Here is a 16,665-nt window from a genome sequence, read left to right as displayed (position 1 = left end):
TATTCCTGCATGACTTATCAACTAAGAGATATCAAAGGTTCAGTAGTAGTAATCACTGGCGCAACAACCGGAATCGGTGCTGCAGCCGCAAAGCAACTCGTTGAGTTAGGTTGCAAAGTAGTTCTAAATGCGCGCAACGAAGCAAAGCTTCAAGAGATGGTTGCCTCACTTGGCGCCGATAACGCTGCATATTTAGCGGGAGATTCGTCGATTCCAGATGTTGCTCGCGCTGTTGCAAAGAAGGCGTTAGATGCATTCGGAACTATTGATTGCCTTGTTCCTAACGCTGGCATTGGAATGTATGGATCAGTCCTTGATTACAGCGATGATGAAGTAAATCGCATGATGCGCACAAACTACGAAGGAAGCGTGCACATTGTTCGCGCGGCTCTGCCAACGATGCTTGCTAAAAAAGCTGGCGATATCATCATGGTTTCATCAGTTGCAGGCTTCCGTGGCGGCGGAGATGAATCAATTTATGCTGGTACTAAGCATGCACAGGTTGGTTTTGCAGGCGGACTCGATCGCGAACTTCGCGAAAAAGGTGTGCGCGTAGCGTTGGTATGTCCTGCCGGAACAGATACTCAATTTGCGATTGAAGCTGGACGTACAGCGGGTGAACCAAAACTTGCTAGTTACTTGCGCCCAGATGATGTTGCTTTCCAGATCGTACAAATCATGCGTCAACCGCTAACGGTGCGAACACATATTTGGACGCTCTGGTCTATGCAGCAGCAGTCATAACGCTCGCTAAATTACTTAAGCGAAGCAACTCCCATTTCGCAAGCAATTGATGATGCAAGACCATCATTAGCTGTCGCTAGATCTGGATGACGCACGCCGGTCTTAATTGATCCAACCCAAGCGGTTAGTTCGTTGATATATGCCTGCTCAAAGCGACCCATCCAGTTTTCGTACAACTTGCCATGAGTGCGTGGCGGTAAGTTGAAATCGTATGAGATTGAAACTCCACCTAAGTTATCGATCTCAAGTGAGCCATTCTCCATAAGCGCTTCCATGCGGACTTCATAGCCGTAAGTGCTATTGGCGGCGATATCAACTGTCATCAACACGCCAGATTCGGTGTGCGCTAAAACAGTTAGTGGATCTTGCAGTTGGTCATTGGCATATTTGCTGCGCTTCATTGCAACTGTAGTCATAGAAACAAACTCTTCACCAAGTAACCAGCGAGCGATATCGACTTCGTGAACGGCAACATTTGTTAACAACATTGGAGTCGTTGCCGTTAGCGAGCTAACGTTACGAGAGATGCAGCGAAGATGTAGAACTTTGCCGTACTTGCCAGATTGAATCTCCTTCTTCAACTCAATATATGAAGGATCAAAACGACGCATAAATCCAAGGGTAATATTTAAACCTGAAGCATTTGCAAGATCGGCAACCTTCTTGGCATCTGCTGACTTTGGAGCAAGTGGCTTTTCGCAGAGCGTGTGCTTGCCAGCGTTAATTGAGAGAGTTAAATGCTCTGGATGCAACCCATCAGGTGAGCAGATGATTACAGCATCCACATTGGAATCACTTACCAAGGCCTCAACGGATCCATGTTGGTTGATCGTCGCACCGGACTTGGCACTTAACTCTTTAGCAAGTGCATCCATACGTGGGCCATCTAGATCAAAGAGAGCGGTAACTACAGCACCGTCTACATGCTCAGTTAAGTAACGCGCATGTCCTGCGCCCATGATTCCAACACCGATGATTCCAACACGAATATCAGACACGAAAGACTCCCTAGTTTAAAAAGACTATTTAATGTTATTTAGTCTACTCAAAAGCCTTTCTAACGGATAGGGACTATTCTTATGAATTATGAATTCAACTAGGGCCGCCCTTGCAATAGATGTTGGGGCCTCCAAAATTTCAGGCGCACTCGTCGGTGAATCATTTGAAATCCTGCATAACGAGATTGTCCCTGCAAGAACAGCTTTGTACGGTGATGCCGATCCAGAATTGGCGATCACGAAGGCTTTAATAAAAGCGCTACTCCAGATCGCTAATGAGAAGAATCTGGAAGTTACAAAAGGCGGCGCATGCTTTGCTGAATATGTAACCCCAGATCAGCTGTTAAATAGCAAAGATCAGATCGCTTGGTCTGCGCAGCCGAAAGAAGATTTTGCTGCACTAACTGGATTTGCCTGGACAATCGAGTCTGATGTGCGCGCAATGGCTCTGGCTGAAGCACGCGCAGCAGATGTTAGAGATTTCTTATTTGTAACTGTTAGTTCAGGGATCTCGCATGCGCTGGTTGTTGCTGGAAAACCTTGGGCTGGTGCAACGGGTGAAGCAATCGGTTTTGGAATAACCCAGATTGATAATTCACAAGAGAGCCCGATCCTTGAACAATTCTCATCTGGACTAGGAATTGCCAGGCGTTATCAAAAGGCGACCAACGCAGATGTAACGAGCACTGAAGTTGTCTTTGCCCAATACGAGAAAGATCCAATTGCAAAAGAGATTATTGGCTCAGCAGCGGCTGTTCTAGGTAAATCATTGGCAGCAATGGTTGATTTTCTAGATCCAGCAAAGATCGTTATTGGTGGTGGGCTATGGCTAGGCAGTGATCTGTACCGTGGTTTAGTTCTATCTAGTTATGAAAAGAACGTGACCAAGCGTAGAAAAGCGCCCGAAGTTATTAACTCAGTCGCCGGAAGTAACGCTGCCGTAATTGGCGCAGCGATCGCAGCTAATTAAGAGTTAGCTGCAGCATTGTCAGCAAGGATGTAGTAATCCTTACATTCGCGCACAACTGTAGAAGGCCAATCACTTTCATATCCGGTTGCCGCCGAGATACGTTTAAAGGCTTTATTTTTATGGGACCCGATGAGCTCCATAATCACAATGTCAGATACATCAATCATTGTGGTTGGACCAACGCTAACTCCGTACATTGGCACTTCACTTACATCCTTAAAATCTGGAAAAGTTCCTAGGTTATCCTGGCGAGTTTCATCTGCAATTCTCACAATGCGGGTACGTGCGCTTTTTTCAGTCCCTGGTGGATTAAATGCGACGTGGCCATCAGATCCACCGCTAGCCATAAGAAAGACGTTCACACCAACTTTGCGTAGGTAATCTTCATAGCCTTGTGGATCTGAGGCATCGGGAAAGCGCACGTTTTCTGCAGGAATTTTTCCGCCTTCAGGAGCTCCCGAATTGAGAACATCAAAGATTTCTAACTTGGCAAAGCGCACACAACTAAAGTGTTTATCTTCGCCATGATTTGAATGTGAGCCGTCAGCGTTATCTTGCAGATATTCATCCATCATCGCAATAACTACATGGGAAATATCTTGCTTACCGGCCTTGATCATTGCAGCAAGTGCGTTATATGTACTGCGTGGAGTGCGTCCGCCTGGACAACCCAGAACAAATGGGCGTCCTTCAGATTTAGCGCGAACTAATTCGGTGAAGATAATTTCAGCGGCGTAGTGGCCAACCGAGAAATCATCGGGCAAAACAATGGGATTTATCTGTTGCAATTTTTATTTGCCGATTTTAGCTAGCGCTGGTGCTACAACGTTATGAAGATAATCAACTGATTGCTTCATTCCGCTAATTGGGCCCTCGCCAATTCCTGGCATTTCACCAGTAATTGCGACATCTTGTTCGATGACATACCAACCCTGATATCCGGCCGCTTCCAGCGCGAGAATTGTGTCGAGAATCGGAACATCGCCTTGCCCAAGAGGTGTAAACAAACCTTTCTGTACACCTTCCATGATGCTCTGCTGACGCGATAGAACTGGCGGAACAGATTTCATATTTACATCTTTAAGGTGAACGTGACCAACGCGGCTGGCGTACTTCTTCGCAAATTCAACGGTGTCTTGTCCGCCGATGGTCATGTGACCGGTATCTAGGCACCACATAACTTCAGAGTTATCGACCACCATATCAATATCTTTTTTAGTCTCAACAACTGTTTGCAAATGTGGGTGAACCACTTGTACGAGGCCATGATCTTTACAAATCTGATCTACCTCAGCGAGCATCTTAAAGAATTGCGTTACTTCATCTTTGCTTAACTCTTCAGGGTTAGCCCAGTCCCAAGTTTGTACTGGGCAGGAAACAAAGTGAGTTGCACCGATCTCTTGAAACTTTTTGCTGGTGGTCAGAGCCATTTCAATTGTTGCTTTTTCTTGTGACTTGTCATGCAGCACAACGGGTGTGAAGCCACCAATCATCGACATATTAAATTCTGCTAGCTGATCCTTGAGTTCTGCAGAATCATCAGAGAAGAAACCTGGTGCGCCGAGTTCGGTTGCAGGTAGCCCAAGACTGGTCATCTCTGAGAGCACGCGCTTAGTGGGCAACATCGCGCCCCAACCCGGTACTTCACAGATTCCCCATGAAATAGGTGCGGATGCGATGCGTTGTAAGAATGGAGTAGCCATTGGCTGATCATAACTTGCAAGGTAAGGTCTGAACATGACCATGGATATCGGCGGATCTTTCCGACATGAATTAACTGGAAGCTTTTCACAGGGTTCGGACTCCAACCCAACAGTTGCCATGGTGGAAGCCTCTTACAAGGCCAATAACCTGCACTATCGCTACGTTAACTGTGAAGTTAACCCAGACCAATTGGAAGCGGCTGTAAAAGGCGCCAGAGCGATGAATTGGAAGGGTTTTAACTGCTCTATCCCTCACAAGGTCGAAGTAATTAAGTATTTAGATGGCCTAGGGGAGTCAGCTGCTCTAATCGGCGCCGTTAACTGTGCGGTCAATCGCGACGGCAAGTTAATCGGTGAAAATACCGATGGCAAAGGATTTTTAAAATCATTTCTAGAAATTACACCGGCAACAGGTAAAACAATTGTTCTGCTCGGTGCAGGTGGTGCTGCGCGTGCAATTGCCGTAGAACTCGCGCTCGCTGGTGCGACTAAGTTCTATGTTGTAAACCGTTCACGCGCTCGCGGTGAAGAGCTAACTGCGCTGCTCAACGATAAGACTTCTGCCACTGCAGAATTTGTAGAATGGAATAAGAGTTATTCAATTCCGGCCGATGCCGAAGTTGTAATCAACTCGACCTCAATGGGCATGGTTAATACCGAAGGCAAGCAGGATATCGATTTCGATTCGATCCGCCCAGGAATGTTGGCTGCCGATGTAATTGTTAATCCACCTCAGACTTACTTCTTAGATGAAGCGGGTAAGCGCGGAGCAACAACTCTGCAAGGTTTAGGTATGGTTGTAAATCAAGCGGTGATCGGAATTAAGTATTGGACTGGCGTAGATGTTGATGCCAAGGATTTAAATGATGAACTATTGCGCGTCTTAGGTCTTGCTTAAACTTTAGCGAGATCTGAATGCTCGACAACGCGCAGCGCCTGTGCGGCAATTGTCAGCGCTGGGTTCATTGCTGCAGATGACGGGAAGAATCCACCATCAATTAGATAAAGATTATGGTGATCATGGCTGCGACAGTAACCATCGACAACGCTGGTACGTGGATCGTTGCCAGCAACGGTTGTTCCACATTGATGTGAGTTCATGGAAATATCAAAAGGTTGTCTAAAGATTGCCTGATAACCCGTTTTACGAAGTACTTTCTTAGCCCGGCGCAGAAGTTCAAAGTGGGTCTTCATACCAACTGATTTGCGAGCGATCTTGATCGCCCCATTTTCATCAATGGTTACGCGGTTATCTGGGTGTGGCAGGTCCTCAGACATGACCACGAATTCCACGCTGTGATCAGAGACCAGATTAAGTAGCGGCAGTGGAACACGCTTAGCAAAAGATTTCATCATGATTCCTTGCACCTTGCCAATTAACTGCACGGCGCCAAGTGGATAACCCTTTCCACCATCGAGATACCAATCGGTGAAGGAAAGGGTCTTCTGGAATGTGACATCGTTCTTGCGGCGCATATCCACGGCTGCGATATGGCTGTTGTTATGCATCATAAAGTTACGGCCCACTTGATCTGAAGAGTTAGCAACACCAGAGCGAAGCAGTAAGGCTGCGGTGTTTACCGATCCAGCTGCGATTACAAAGTTTTTTCCGTAAATCTCTAGCGCTTCATCGCCTTTAGTTGCTTCTAGATGGCTGACTGATTTTCCATCAGCGCTAAGCACAATGCGATTAACCTGCACTGAAGTCATGAGAGTTACATGGCCTGTTGCAATCGCCGGATTAAGTGCATTTACTTCAGCATCGCTCTTGGCATCTAACTTACAAACAAAGCCATCACAAGTTTTGCAGCGAATACATTTTCCTCCTGGACCTAGATCAATTCCCATTGAATTTGAATGCGGGTGTACGCCTGCCTTGGTTAAACGTTTGCCTAGTTCTTCAACGTATGGCTCGTGCTTCATCGCAGGATATGGAAATGGAGTCGTGCGGTTGTTGCCATAAATATTCTGCGCATCGCCGTGAACGCGGTACAACTCTTCGGCTTTGTAATAGAAAGGCTCGAGGTCATCGTAGGTAAATGGCCAAGCAGGTGAAATACCTTCTTGATGTTTGATTACGCCAAAGTCATAACGGCTAAAGCGTGGCAGAGATGCACCGTAAACCTTGCTATTTCCACCAACGAAGTAATGAACACCAGGAACAAACTCATTTCCCTTTTCATCAACCCATTTTTCATTTGGCTTGTAGCGAGTCTTCATAAATATTTCAGATGGCGACCAGTTTTCAGGCTCACGCGGCATTCGTTCGCCACGCTCTAAAACAAGCGTTTTAACGCCCTTTTGCGCCAATGCGTAGGCGGTTGTAGCGCCACCTATCCCAGAACCAACAATGACCACATCCGATTCAATACGAACCGGAGTGGCCATTGTTTTAATCTCTTTTAGTTATTTATTTGCAATTAACGTACTGAAGAAAGCGCTTGGTCTTTCTTATCTACTGTCATTGCACCAGTCATGATTGCAACGACATCGTTCATGGTGTGGGACTTTGGAGTAACAACAGCAGCGCGCTTTCCGAGGCGTTGAACCTGGATGCGATCTGCTACTTCAAATACCTGTGGCATGTTGTGTGAAATCAAGATAACTGGCATACCGCGTTCACGTAGTGACTCAATAAGTTTTAGAACCTGACGTGATTCACGAACTCCGAGTGCAGCTGTTGGTTCATCGAGGATAATCAACTTCTGACCGAATGCAGCGGCGCGAGCAACTGCAACAGCCTGACGCTGACCACCTGAAAGAGTTTCAACGGCTTGTGAAATATTCTGAATTGTTCCGATACCAAGAGCAGAGATATGTTCTTTCGCTGCCTTGCGCATTCCAGAGCTATCGATCATACGAAGAACAGATCCCAACGGACCTGCCTTGCGCATTTCGCGGCCAAGGAAGAGGTTGGATGCGATATCGAGAGCTGGTGCAACAGCAAGTGTCTGATACACAGTTTCGATTCCGGCATGGCGCCCATCTTGTGGTCGCTTAAATGACATTTCTTGACCTTCGAGAATTATCTGACCGTGGTCAGGTACTTCAGCGCCTGAAAGACATTTGATCAGAGTTGATTTACCAGCACCGTTATCGCCTACTACTGCGAGAACTTCACCAGGAAATAGTTCTAGATCGGCGCCATCAAGTGCGATAACGCGACCATAAGCCTTGGTAACTCCAACTGCTTGAAGAATTGGTGACTTACTCATTTGCGTGCCTTTCTGATCCATTGGTCGACAGAGACAGCGAAGATAATCAGGATTCCGATTGCCATCAGCTGGAAGTACAGATCCACGCCAGCAAGTGTTAGGCCGTTACGGAAAACACCCACGATTACCGCTCCGATTAGGGATCCGAAGATTGTGCCGCGGCCGCCGAATAGAGAAGTACCGCCGATAACCACCGCAGTGATCGCATCGAGGTTTAGATCTCCACCCGTATTCGGGCTAGCAACAGTTACGCGGCCGATAACAATCCAGGCGGCAAGTGCAAAAGTGACTCCAGCGACTACATACACGCTCATGAGAACGCGGTTAACTGAGATACCAGCCAAGCGAGCTGCATCAATGTCATCACCAACTGCGTATACGTGACGGCCCCATGATGTGTAACGCAGAGCAAAAGCTAAGACGATATACATAGCGATCATGAAGAGAACACCAGTAGTAACTCGGAAAGGTCCGAGATTTACATAGTTTCCAAGGGTTAGTAGGAACGGCGGCATTTCATTTGCAGGAACAGTTCCCTTTGTGAAGGTGAGTGTGAATGCAAGGAAGATATTGAAAGTTCCCAAGGTAACGATAAATGGTGGCAACTTAACCTTGGTAACTAGGAAGCCATTAATTGCTCCGGCAAATGCACCTACGAGTAGACCTGCTGGGAACGCGATCCAGATTGAAAGGCCATCGCCTTCAACTGCAGGAGTTCCTTGTACAAGTTTAGCCATCGCCATTGAAGAGAAGATCGCGATCGCACCACATGAAAGATCGATGCCCGCGGTAAGAATAATTAAAGTCTGACCAGTTGCAACAGCGCCAACGATCGCTACTTGCTGCAAGATGAGTGAGAAGTTAGACGGTGTTAAGAAGTTTTCATTGAAAAAACTAAAGGTAATTGATGCTACAACAAGCACCATTGTGGAGCTAAGCCACGGATACTTATGGAGCACCGCCTGCATTTTCTGACTAAACGTTGCACGGTCCTGGAATTCGGACGCCGCATCGTAGTTTGTCGTCTCTTGACTCACTTTTGGTCCTTTCGAAACTTTATTTGAACTCTAACTTACTTTGCTGAAACTTATTCAAATCTATTTCTTTATATATTCACTTTCAAGATTGTGTTAAAGAGGGCGACTGCCGAAGCAGCCGCCCTCTTTAAACACTCTTCTTTAGTTATTCACTAAAGAACTGGGATTAACCCCAAGCGTTTGCTAGACCGTATTCAGTTGTCTCTGATGGGACACCCTCTTGTGGGTCATCAGTAATCAACTTAACGCCGGTGTTGAAGAAGTCAAGGCCTTCTGAAGTAGTTGGCTTTGTACCGTTCTTCACGATGTCGTAGATAGCTTGGACGCCAAGGTCAGCCATCAACAATGGGTACTGCTGTGAAGTTGCGTTGATGCAACCTGACTTAACAGCGTTGATACCAGCGCCGCCACCGTCAACAGAAACCATTACATCGAGCTTGATACCAGCAGCAGCTGCTGCAGCACATGCACCGATTGCTGTTGGCTCGTTGATTGTGTAAACAACGTTGATCTTCTTGTTCTTAGCAAGAAGTTGTTCCATACCTGTACGGCCGCCGTCTTCGTTAGCACCTGTTGCTACGTTTCCAACGATCTCATAGTCGCCGCCTGAGTACTTGCCAGTCTTGGCTTCGTCACCCATCTTGTTTGGATCCTTAACATCAATTCCCATACCTGCAAGGAATCCGTTATCGCGCATGTAGTCAACAGACACAATGCGGTCATCGAAGATGTCTAGAAGTGCAATTGTTGCCTTCTTGCCAGCAAGCTTTGCAGCTGTCCACTGACCGATTAGAAGACCAGCTTCGCGGTTATCTGTTGCGAAAGTGATATCTACGATGTCAGCAGGATCTGGTGCTGTGTCAAGAGCGATGATGTAAAGGCCCGCTTCGCGTGCCTTTGTGATCGCTGCGTTAACTTCTGTTGATACTGGAACGATCAAGATACCAGCGTGCTTTGCAGAGATTGCGTTTTCAATCGCTGTGATCTGTCCTGCGTAATCTGACTCATCTACACCAGATGTAACAGTTAGTTCTACGCCGAGAGTTTCAGCCTTCTCAGTTGCACCCTTGATCATCGCAACGAAGAATGGGTTTGACTGATCTTTTGTAATTAGTGAGACCTTTACAGTGTCTCCGCTTCCGCTGTCGCTATTTGAACATGCAGAAAGCACAAGCATTGACGCTGCGGCTACAGCAACAACTGCTGCAGTGCGGCGTGAGAAAAGCTTTGCCATATGTATTTCCTCCTATAGGTGGGGTCAAGCGATACCGATAGTACATAGCCACCCCGCTCAATAAAAGGGTTTTTTGATGAAAATTGGATCGTTACCGAACCGTTACGAGAGGCAGAAAAGGGCGTTATAAAACCGGATTAGCCACGCAGGAGAAGGATCTCAAAAGGGGTGATCGATAGCGGAATATCGCCGAGAAGTGGATTTATCTCAGCATATGACCACCAATCCATGATCTGGCTCGCCTTTTCGCATTCATCGGCGTGCAGGCTCTGAATCGATTTATACCCAGCCAAAACCTTGGGGGTAATTTCAACAACCCATGGTCGCTGTGAAGCCACAACCATCTTTCGTGATTCACGGTCTTCGAAAGCCACCCATGAACCATCTAGCGAAGTTGCAATTGTAATTTCATGTGCGTGATGCGCACCTAGCGCTGAGAGTGCGTGGAAAGTTGGTGAGAACTTAATTGCCGAACCTTCATTGTAAATAAGGCCGTGTTCGCCAAATAGTTCGTGCCATGTTCCCGAATATGCACCTGCGCTCGCAAGTGCAAATACAGAACCTAAAGTCCAAGCGGCGGCAGATAACCCTTTGATCTGTTCTGCCATCCCTGGTTGGGCAAAGTTAATTCGGTTCTCACGGAGATGTCCGGTCTCAGGATTTCCGCGAGTAGAAAAGGTAATTGGAGAAACACTTACTTGTGGCGCTACAAACTTTTGAGCAAACTCAATCGACTCTTTCTGGGTGTAGAGAGTTTTAAAGATGGTCTCCGGATCCGATGAATGAACTGTCGGAACCATTGAATACGAGACTGCGTCTCCGAACTCAAATTTCTCGCGATGTAGATCAACTAAGTAAGCATCGCTTCCTGGAATATAAGAATTTAACGTTTCATTCTTTGGCAGATCTGATTCTTGAACAATTTGACGACCTTGGCGATGAATCAATAAACGTGAACCTGCGGGGACTCGTGCGCTTAAATGTTCGACCTCCCTAGCTAGTTCGCCACCGTCATTTGATGACAACAGCGCTGCTTCGAGAGTGAGTCCACTCTTGCTTACGGTGGCAATCTTTTGGGCGGTTAGCCACTCTTCATTGACGCGGATGTGGTCGATATCGAGAATAAATAGCGCCTTTTCGAGGTCATCGCTCGGCAGTAATGGCTCACCATTAAATTGAACTCCAATGCGTGGCAGAGCAGCAATCTCTTTGGCAATGATCTTTGATCCATCAGGGATCGAAGTTGCAGGCGGCGTGACTTCAAATTCGACTCGTTGTTCCCACTGTGCTCCTTTTTCAATTACAAAAGGACGGGGTTCGGCTAACGAACCGCTATAAATTTTGTAGGTGTTATCGGTCCAGTTGCGTTGATCTTCCGCTTCTAAAACCTTGCCAGTTGATAGGACTTTTAAAGATCTCTTATCCGGGGCAACGAAGTACATATCGTTACTAGCCGGAAATAACCCTTGCGTCACACCATCGATAACGCGCTGCGGTGATATCTCTTTAAGCAATGAATAGGTATTGCCGCTGGCGCTAACTGTTGAACCCATCCAGTCGCCAGTATGTAGACAGAAACAAACACCCCACCGTTGGATTTCAAATTTCCCCAAACCGGTAAGCTGGTAATCAACTGAAAATTTCCCATTAGGTTGCAGAGTTAGAACCGTCTTCCCCTGCATCGAACCTACAAATAAATCAGTAATTGTTATAAGACAATTTTCACCTGATATTTCAACAACTTCGCTATGTTCATCTGGATCAAGAGTTGACCAATCCCAAGGACGAATTGCGGTGTAGAGCAGATCAATTATTTGCGCGCCTTGGTAAGTAACGTTTCTGATAGCAGCGCGTGCGAGATCAACTGTAAATCCGGCGTGCTCAACCCGTTGGGTATCCGGCCAGAAATTCTTACTCATCGCGCAGTCATTCCGCCATCGACTGCGTACATTGCACCTGTTGCAAAGGAAGATTGATCAGAGACCAACCAATTAACTAAACCAACCAGATCACTTGGCTTACCCATTCGCCCAAGCGGAGTTCGGCGAATTAAATCAGGGCCTTTCTCTGGGTCATCCCAAATCTTCTGAATCAAAGGTGTCGACATAGTTCCGGGAACAACCACATTGGAACGAACACCTTGCTCTTTATAATCAACGGCGATGATGCGCGAAAGCCCCATCATTCCGGCTTTAGATGCGCCATATGCTGTGTAGCCCGCGCCTTCCATCGTCATACCTGTTGGAGAACCGATCAAAATAACTGAACCTCTGCCAGATTGAATCAACCCAGGCATTGCGTGCTTAACCGATAAAAAAGCACCAGTCATATTGATATCAATAGTTTTCTGCCAAGTATCTAGCGCAACATCAGCAATCTTGGAATCTGCACCCACCAACTGCACACCTGCACAAACAATTAGCGCATCAATTGGTTTAATAGAAGAGAGAGATGCCTTTACAGAATTTTCGTCAGTTAAATCAGTCTTATAAAATTTTGCATCTGAGGGGGCCGGACTTTGCAGATCAAGGTTATGAACGCTGGCGCCAGATTGGATAAGGCCAGTAATCAAAGCGGAACCAATACCGCCGCTTCCGCCGGTTACGACAACGTTATAGCCCGTTAACTCCATAGTTAAGATCCTATCGATTTCCGTAAATTAGTAACGCTGATCTTTGCCCAATCGTTCTCTAAAGCAACGGTTGCTTCATAACTATCCTGGCGTGGAGTCCAAAGTTCGATAACTGCGGTGATCTCGCGCTTTGTTCCACCTACAGCGGCGATGACCTCAGCAATATCTAACCGGCCTTCGCCGAGCGCTGTTCCTCGAACGGTAAATCCCATCTGCCCGTTGGTTCGAACAATTTCAAAATCTTTCATATGCACGTTGATCGCCCGCGGAGCCAGTGCAGGAATAACTGTATTGGGAGCTTCAACTGCGCCAAGTGAGTTAACAGTGTCAAGACAAATTCCGACCCAATCAGAGCCAACTTGATCAATAATCTCGTTAAATTCTGCGCAGGTTAAGCGATCGTGGTTTTCGATCGCTAGCTTGATCTGCGCTTGCTTAAATTTAGCTTCGAAAGGTTTAAGTAGTTGAACTATTTCGGGGATTGCGGGTTCGTGGCCTTTGCTATCAATGACAACTCGCAGAATCGGTGAACTCAGTAATTGGGCGATGCGTAGAAAATTCTCAATGTTCTCGCTCTTATTTCCGCGAGTTCCAACTTCTAGAGCGATTGCATAACTATCGGCTTGTGCCTTTAACTTAAGAAGTTCGGCTTCTGCAAGCTCGCCAATCGGCAAGTTATCGGCGATCTGCAGCACATCAGCTTTTAAATCGTGGGCGCGCTCCAATAGTTCAAAGGCGCTCATCACAACTGGATGCTCAGGCTCAATCCCGCCGATCGCCCAGGGAAAGGTGAAACTGGAGACTCCGAGCTTCATTTAATTACTTATCTCCGCCAGTTATCTGCTTAACGCTAGCGAGCACATTTTCGGGCTTAAAGATGGCATCCCAATCATCGCGAAAGAGTGAACCTTGAGCGTTCTTGAGCGCCATAAGTGCGCCATCAGATAGCTTCCAATTCAACTCTTCAAACAAGAGCGCGATGCTGATCTGCAAATGGCCCATGCAGAAATCTTTGGCAGCAGCCTCAGGAACTCCAAGATCGATAACCTTCTGCAAACCTTGAGTAATTACTTCGACGCAACCGTTAATTAGAGTCTCGCTAAGAGCCGGCTCAAGAAGTGCCATCTGCTGAACGGTAATACGGTGGCTTGCGCTAATTGGCGCAAACATTTCAGTTGCAATTGTTTCGACGAGATCTGCTTCTTCTTCAGTTCCCCAGGCAATTGCAAATACCAGAGCTTGAGTTGCAAGGCCGCCACCCCAATAATCGCGACGCGCTGCAGGATCTGTCTCACCAAGCAAACTAAATACCGGTGGATGAGTTGGATGGCAGACAAAGCAACTGATATCTGCGCGATGCTTGACGCGATCTGCCGCGATTGCTGCTGGGTCAAGGAAGAGAATCTTTGTACCAGGATCTAATTTTGGAACAACTTCATCAGAAATTTGGCGCACTAACGCATCAGGGGTTGTAAAGATAACTACATCTGTTCCCTTAAGGGCGTCATCTAATTCCATAACTGTATTTCCGGCTTCGCGGATTCGCGCTTGCCCAGCCTCAGATTTTTCTACAAAGCGAAGCTCGTACTTCTTTGTATCAAGAAGTGGCTGGGTAACACGATTACCCATTTTGCCGCCGGCGCCTAAAATCGTAATGACAGTCATGAAAACTCCTCATATATTTTTTTATGTATTTTATTAATTAACTTTTTCAACTCTAGCAGTAGCCATAACCCCTGCGGTAGGCTCTGCGAGTGCCAGATTTAACTAGCGATTTAAGTAATAAATATGTCATTGGCGTTGATTACGGAACGCTTTCTGGGCGCGCGCTATTAGTTCGCGTCTCTGATGGCGCCGAAATTGCAACAGCGGTTTATGAATACCCACACGCTGTAATAGAGGAGAAACTCCCAACATCCGGTGCAAAGTTGCCACCTGATTGGGCGCTACAAGTTCCCTCTGATTACGTAGATGTTTTGAAAGTTACCGTGCCGGCAGTTCTTAAGGAATCAGGAATCGATCCTAAATCGGTCATTGGGATAACCACAGATTTCACAGCGTGCACAGTTCTTCCCGTTAAGAGCGATGGAACCCCGCTCTGCGAACTTCCAGAATTTTCTAATAACCCACATGCCTTCGTTAAATTATGGAAACACCATTCTGCGCAGTCACATGCCGATCGCATAAATGAACTTGCCCATGCGCGCAAAGAGCCTTGGATCTCTCGCTATGGTGGAAAGATTTCTTCGGAATGGGAGTTTGCTAAAGCGCTCCAAGTTTTAGAAGAAGCGCCTGAAATTTATCAAGCGATGGATAAATGGGTAGAAGCTGCCGATTGGATTATCTGGCAACTCTGCGGCAAGTATGTGCGCAATATCTGCACTGCGGGATATAAAGGTATTTATCAAGATGGAAAGTACCCAACAAAAGAATATCTAGCGGCGCTCAATCCAAAGTTTGAAAAATTTATTGCAGAAAAATTAGAGCATGAACTTGGTGCGCTAGGTGCATGTGCTGGAACGTTAACCGCTGAAGCAGCGAAATGGACTGGCCTTCCTGAAGGAATTGCAGTTGCAGTTGGTAACGTGGATGCTCATGTAACTTCTGCCGCGGCAAATGCGGTTAACCCAGGACAGATGGTTGCGATCATGGGAACTTCAACCTGCCATGTAATGGTCTCTGAAGAATTCGCAGAAGTTCCAGGCATGTGCGGCGTAGTCGATGGCGGAATTATCGATGGCGCACTTGGTTACGAAGCTGGCCAATCAGGAGTCGGCGATATCTTCGGATGGTTTGCCAATAACTATGCGCCGGCTGAATACACCGCAGCTGCAGCAGCAAAAGGCGTTGATATACATACCTATCTATCTCAACTAGCAAGTGCGCAACCAGTTGGCGCACATGGCCTAGTTGCCTTGGATTGGCAGAGCGGCAACCGCTCAACTCTGGTTGATCATCAACTTTCTGGCTTGATTATGGGTTTAACTCTTTCAACCAAGCCGGAAGAGATCTATCGCGCAATCGTTGAATCAACGGCATATGGTGCGCGCAAAATCGTGCAGACCTTTAATGAATCAGGCGTACCCGTTAAAGAATTTATCGCCGCTGGCGGGCTCATTAAAAATAGTTTCGTTATGCAGATCTATGCCGATGTATTGAATATGCCAATAACAATTATTAAATCTGCCCAAGGTCCAGCGCTTGGTTCGGCAATTCACGCAGCTGTTGCCGCGGGTGCATATAAAGATGTACAAACTGCCGCTGCTGCGATGGGCGGAGTGGCAGATGAGCGTTATCAGCCAAACCCGGCAAACGCTAAGGTCTACAACGATCTTTACAAGCACTACAACGATCTTTATGAAAGCTTCGGCCACAACGGTGCGATGCATTCACTTCGTGCGATCCGAGATCGTGCGCTCACATCTACGGAAGGAAAGTAATGAGTTCCAAGAAAGAGTTGCGCGAGAAAGTCTGCAAGTTAAATATTGATCTACAACGTTACGGATTAGTTGCCTGGACCGCCGGCAACGTCTCAGAGCGCATGTCAGATGGCAAACGCTTCATGATTAAACCAAGCGGAGTTAGTTACGAAGATCTGAAACCGTCACAGATGATTATTTGTGATCTCGACGGAAATGTTTTAGAAGGCGAACTATCACCTTCGAGTGATACCCACACCCACGCCTATATCTATCGCCACATGAAAGATGTGGGCGGAGTTGTGCACACTCACTCGAATTACGCTGCTGCATGGAGCGCGGTACACAGCGCAATTCCATGTGCCTTAACTGCAATGGCTGACGAATTTGGTGGCGAAATCCCTCTCGGTCCATTTGCACTCATCGGCAACGATGCAATTGGCAAAGGTGTTGTTGAAACCCTTACAGGACACCGTTCTTCAGCAGTAATAATGAAGAACCATGGCGTCTTTTCAATCGGTAAAGATGCAACAGCAGCTGTTAAATCTGCAGTGATGTGTGAAGATGTAGCAAAGACAACTTGGATTGCGAAATCACTCGGGACCTTGCAGTTAATTGATCAAGAGAGCGTCGATAAGTTGTTTGACCGCTATCAAAATATCTACGGCCAACGCGGGAAATAAGCGTAGCCAAATAAGAATTTCAGTTGTAGC

The 16,665-nt window shown here is 46.8% G+C and carries 16 protein-coding genes; 5 read left to right on the top strand and 11 right to left on the bottom strand.

All coding sequences use genetic code 11. The features are described 5' to 3' along the window. Nucleotides 1-9: 9 nt before the first annotated feature. The gene (locus tag A1sIIB60_RS06910; RefSeq protein ID WP_095689567.1) at nucleotides 10-744 is read left to right on the top strand and encodes an SDR family NAD(P)-dependent oxidoreductase; all 735 of its coding nucleotides are present in this window, start codon (nucleotides 10-12) and stop codon (nucleotides 742-744) included. 11 nt (nucleotides 745-755) lie between these two features. On the opposite strand, the gene A1sIIB60_RS06905 is transcribed toward A1sIIB60_RS06910, so the two are convergent. After that, nucleotides 756-1,742 (bottom strand): Gfo/Idh/MocA family oxidoreductase, encoded by a 987-nt coding sequence (locus A1sIIB60_RS06905; RefSeq protein WP_095689566.1) that lies wholly within the window; start codon nucleotides 1,740-1,742, stop codon nucleotides 756-758. Nucleotides 1,743-1,830: 88 nt separating this feature from the next. On the opposite strand from A1sIIB60_RS06905, the gene A1sIIB60_RS06900 reads away from it, so the two are divergent. Beyond that, nucleotides 1,831-2,712, top strand: coding sequence for an ROK family protein (locus A1sIIB60_RS06900; RefSeq protein ID WP_095689565.1), 882 nt, complete (start codon nucleotides 1,831-1,833; stop codon nucleotides 2,710-2,712). On the opposite strand, the gene A1sIIB60_RS06895 is transcribed toward A1sIIB60_RS06900, so the two are convergent. Together A1sIIB60_RS06895 and A1sIIB60_RS06890 are read right to left on the bottom strand one after the other, a co-directional pair. Beyond that, nucleotides 2,709-3,476, bottom strand: a complete 768-nt coding sequence (locus A1sIIB60_RS06895) for a 6-phosphogluconolactonase (protein ID WP_190279204.1) — start codon at nucleotides 3,474-3,476, stop codon at nucleotides 2,709-2,711. The genes A1sIIB60_RS06900 and A1sIIB60_RS06895 overlap by 4 nt on opposite strands. A gap of 27 nt (nucleotides 3,477-3,503) precedes the next feature. Next, nucleotides 3,504-4,415, bottom strand: coding sequence for a TIM barrel protein (locus A1sIIB60_RS06890; RefSeq protein WP_190279203.1), 912 nt, complete (start codon nucleotides 4,413-4,415; stop codon nucleotides 3,504-3,506). Nucleotides 4,416-4,449: 34 nt separating this feature from the next. On the opposite strand from A1sIIB60_RS06890, the gene aroE reads away from it, so the two are divergent. Continuing rightward, a complete protein-coding gene (gene aroE / locus A1sIIB60_RS06885) occupies nucleotides 4,450-5,313 on the top strand; it encodes a shikimate dehydrogenase (RefSeq protein ID WP_223298684.1) in 864 nt (287 codons plus the stop codon). Here aroE and A1sIIB60_RS06880 read toward each other — a convergent pair. The 8 genes from A1sIIB60_RS06880 to A1sIIB60_RS06845 all read right to left on the bottom strand — a co-directional run bounded on the left by A1sIIB60_RS06880 (nucleotide 5,310) and on the right by A1sIIB60_RS06845 (nucleotide 14,198). Continuing rightward, nucleotides 5,310-6,803: an FAD-dependent oxidoreductase gene (locus A1sIIB60_RS06880; RefSeq protein WP_095689563.1), complete on the bottom strand. Its 1,494-nt coding sequence runs from the start codon at nucleotides 6,801-6,803 to the stop codon at nucleotides 5,310-5,312. The genes aroE and A1sIIB60_RS06880 overlap by 4 nt on opposite strands. Nucleotides 6,804-6,835: 32 nt before the next feature. Next, nucleotides 6,836-7,630 carry an ATP-binding cassette domain-containing protein gene (locus A1sIIB60_RS06875; protein WP_095677772.1) on the bottom strand — a complete coding sequence of 265 codons (795 nt, stop codon included), beginning with the start codon at nucleotides 7,628-7,630 and terminating at the stop codon, nucleotides 6,836-6,838. Then, on the bottom strand, nucleotides 7,627-8,598 hold the full coding sequence (locus A1sIIB60_RS06870; protein ID WP_095677771.1) for an ABC transporter permease: 972 nt from the start codon (nucleotides 8,596-8,598) through the stop codon (nucleotides 7,627-7,629). The genes A1sIIB60_RS06875 and A1sIIB60_RS06870 overlap by 4 nt, the downstream gene beginning before the upstream one ends. A 235-nt stretch (nucleotides 8,599-8,833) precedes the next feature. Then, nucleotides 8,834-9,901: a substrate-binding domain-containing protein gene (locus A1sIIB60_RS06865; protein WP_095671711.1), complete on the bottom strand. Its 1,068-nt coding sequence runs from the start codon at nucleotides 9,899-9,901 to the stop codon at nucleotides 8,834-8,836. 137 nt (nucleotides 9,902-10,038) lie between these two features. Continuing rightward, on the bottom strand, nucleotides 10,039-11,820 hold the full coding sequence (locus A1sIIB60_RS06860; protein ID WP_095689562.1) for a D-apionate lactonase family protein: 1,782 nt from the start codon (nucleotides 11,818-11,820) through the stop codon (nucleotides 10,039-10,041). After that, nucleotides 11,817-12,533, bottom strand: coding sequence for an SDR family NAD(P)-dependent oxidoreductase (locus A1sIIB60_RS06855; RefSeq protein WP_095689561.1), 717 nt, complete (start codon nucleotides 12,531-12,533; stop codon nucleotides 11,817-11,819). Before A1sIIB60_RS06855 ends, A1sIIB60_RS06860 begins: the two co-directional genes overlap by 4 nt. 2 nt (nucleotides 12,534-12,535) lie before the next feature. After that, entirely contained in the window at nucleotides 12,536-13,348 is an 813-nt protein-coding gene (locus tag A1sIIB60_RS06850; protein ID WP_095689560.1) for a sugar phosphate isomerase/epimerase family protein, read from the bottom strand. A 4-nt stretch (nucleotides 13,349-13,352) separates the two neighbouring features. Beyond that, entirely contained in the window at nucleotides 13,353-14,198 is an 846-nt protein-coding gene (locus A1sIIB60_RS06845; RefSeq protein ID WP_095671707.1) for a phosphogluconate dehydrogenase C-terminal domain-containing protein, read from the bottom strand. Between the two features lie 89 nt (nucleotides 14,199-14,287). Here A1sIIB60_RS06845 and araB point away from each other — a divergent pair, with 89 nt between their 5' ends. Continuing rightward, entirely contained in the window at nucleotides 14,288-15,973 is a 1,686-nt protein-coding gene (gene araB, locus A1sIIB60_RS06840) for a ribulokinase (RefSeq protein ID WP_095689559.1), read from the top strand. After that, nucleotides 15,973-16,635 carry an L-ribulose-5-phosphate 4-epimerase gene (locus tag A1sIIB60_RS06835; RefSeq protein WP_095689558.1) on the top strand — a complete coding sequence of 221 codons (663 nt, stop codon included), beginning with the start codon at nucleotides 15,973-15,975 and terminating at the stop codon, nucleotides 16,633-16,635. The genes araB and A1sIIB60_RS06835 overlap by 1 nt, the downstream gene beginning before the upstream one ends. The last annotated feature ends 30 nt before the right edge of the window (nucleotides 16,636-16,665 follow it).

Origin of the sequence: Candidatus Planktophila lacus (genome assembly GCF_002288385.1) — a bacterium.
In the GTDB taxonomy this organism is placed as follows: Bacteria; Actinomycetota; Actinomycetes; order Nanopelagicales; family Nanopelagicaceae; genus Planktophila; species Planktophila lacus_D.
Note: the sequence above shows the minus strand (reverse complement) of the source record. Positions and strands in the feature narration are given on the sequence as shown.

Bases quoted from the DNA above. Each gene is read 5' to 3' on its own strand.
- A1sIIB60_RS06870 (WP_095677771.1), bottom strand. From the start codon at position 8,598: ATGCAGGCGGTGCTCCATAAGTATCCGTGGCTTAGCTCCACAATGGTG.
- A1sIIB60_RS06880 (WP_095689563.1), bottom strand. From the start codon at position 6,803: ATGGCCACTCCGGTTCGTATTGAATCGGATGTGGTCATTGTTGGTTCT.
- A1sIIB60_RS06835 (WP_095689558.1), top strand. From the start codon at position 15,973: ATGAGTTCCAAGAAAGAGTTGCGCGAGAAAGTCTGCAAGTTAAATATT.
- A1sIIB60_RS06865 (WP_095671711.1), bottom strand. From the start codon at position 9,901: ATGGCAAAGCTTTTCTCACGCCGCACTGCAGCAGTTGTTGCTGTAGCC.
- A1sIIB60_RS06900 (WP_095689565.1), top strand. From the start codon at position 1,831: ATGAATTCAACTAGGGCCGCCCTTGCAATAGATGTTGGGGCCTCCAAA.
- A1sIIB60_RS06850 (WP_095689560.1), bottom strand. From the start codon at position 13,348: ATGAAGCTCGGAGTCTCCAGTTTCACCTTTCCCTGGGCGATCGGCGGG.
- A1sIIB60_RS06890 (WP_190279203.1), bottom strand. From the start codon at position 4,415: ATGGCTACTCCATTCTTACAACGCATCGCATCCGCACCTATTTCATGG.
- A1sIIB60_RS06845 (WP_095671707.1), bottom strand. From the start codon at position 14,198: ATGACTGTCATTACGATTTTAGGCGCCGGCGGCAAAATGGGTAATCGT.
- A1sIIB60_RS06860 (WP_095689562.1), bottom strand. From the start codon at position 11,820: ATGAGTAAGAATTTCTGGCCGGATACCCAACGGGTTGAGCACGCCGGA.
- A1sIIB60_RS06875 (WP_095677772.1), bottom strand. From the start codon at position 7,630: ATGAGTAAGTCACCAATTCTTCAAGCAGTTGGAGTTACCAAGGCTTAT.
- aroE (WP_223298684.1), top strand. From the start codon at position 4,450: ATGACCATGGATATCGGCGGATCTTTCCGACATGAATTAACTGGAAGC.
- A1sIIB60_RS06910 (WP_095689567.1), top strand. From the start codon at position 10: ATGACTTATCAACTAAGAGATATCAAAGGTTCAGTAGTAGTAATCACT.
- A1sIIB60_RS06855 (WP_095689561.1), bottom strand. From the start codon at position 12,533: ATGGAGTTAACGGGCTATAACGTTGTCGTAACCGGCGGAAGCGGCGGT.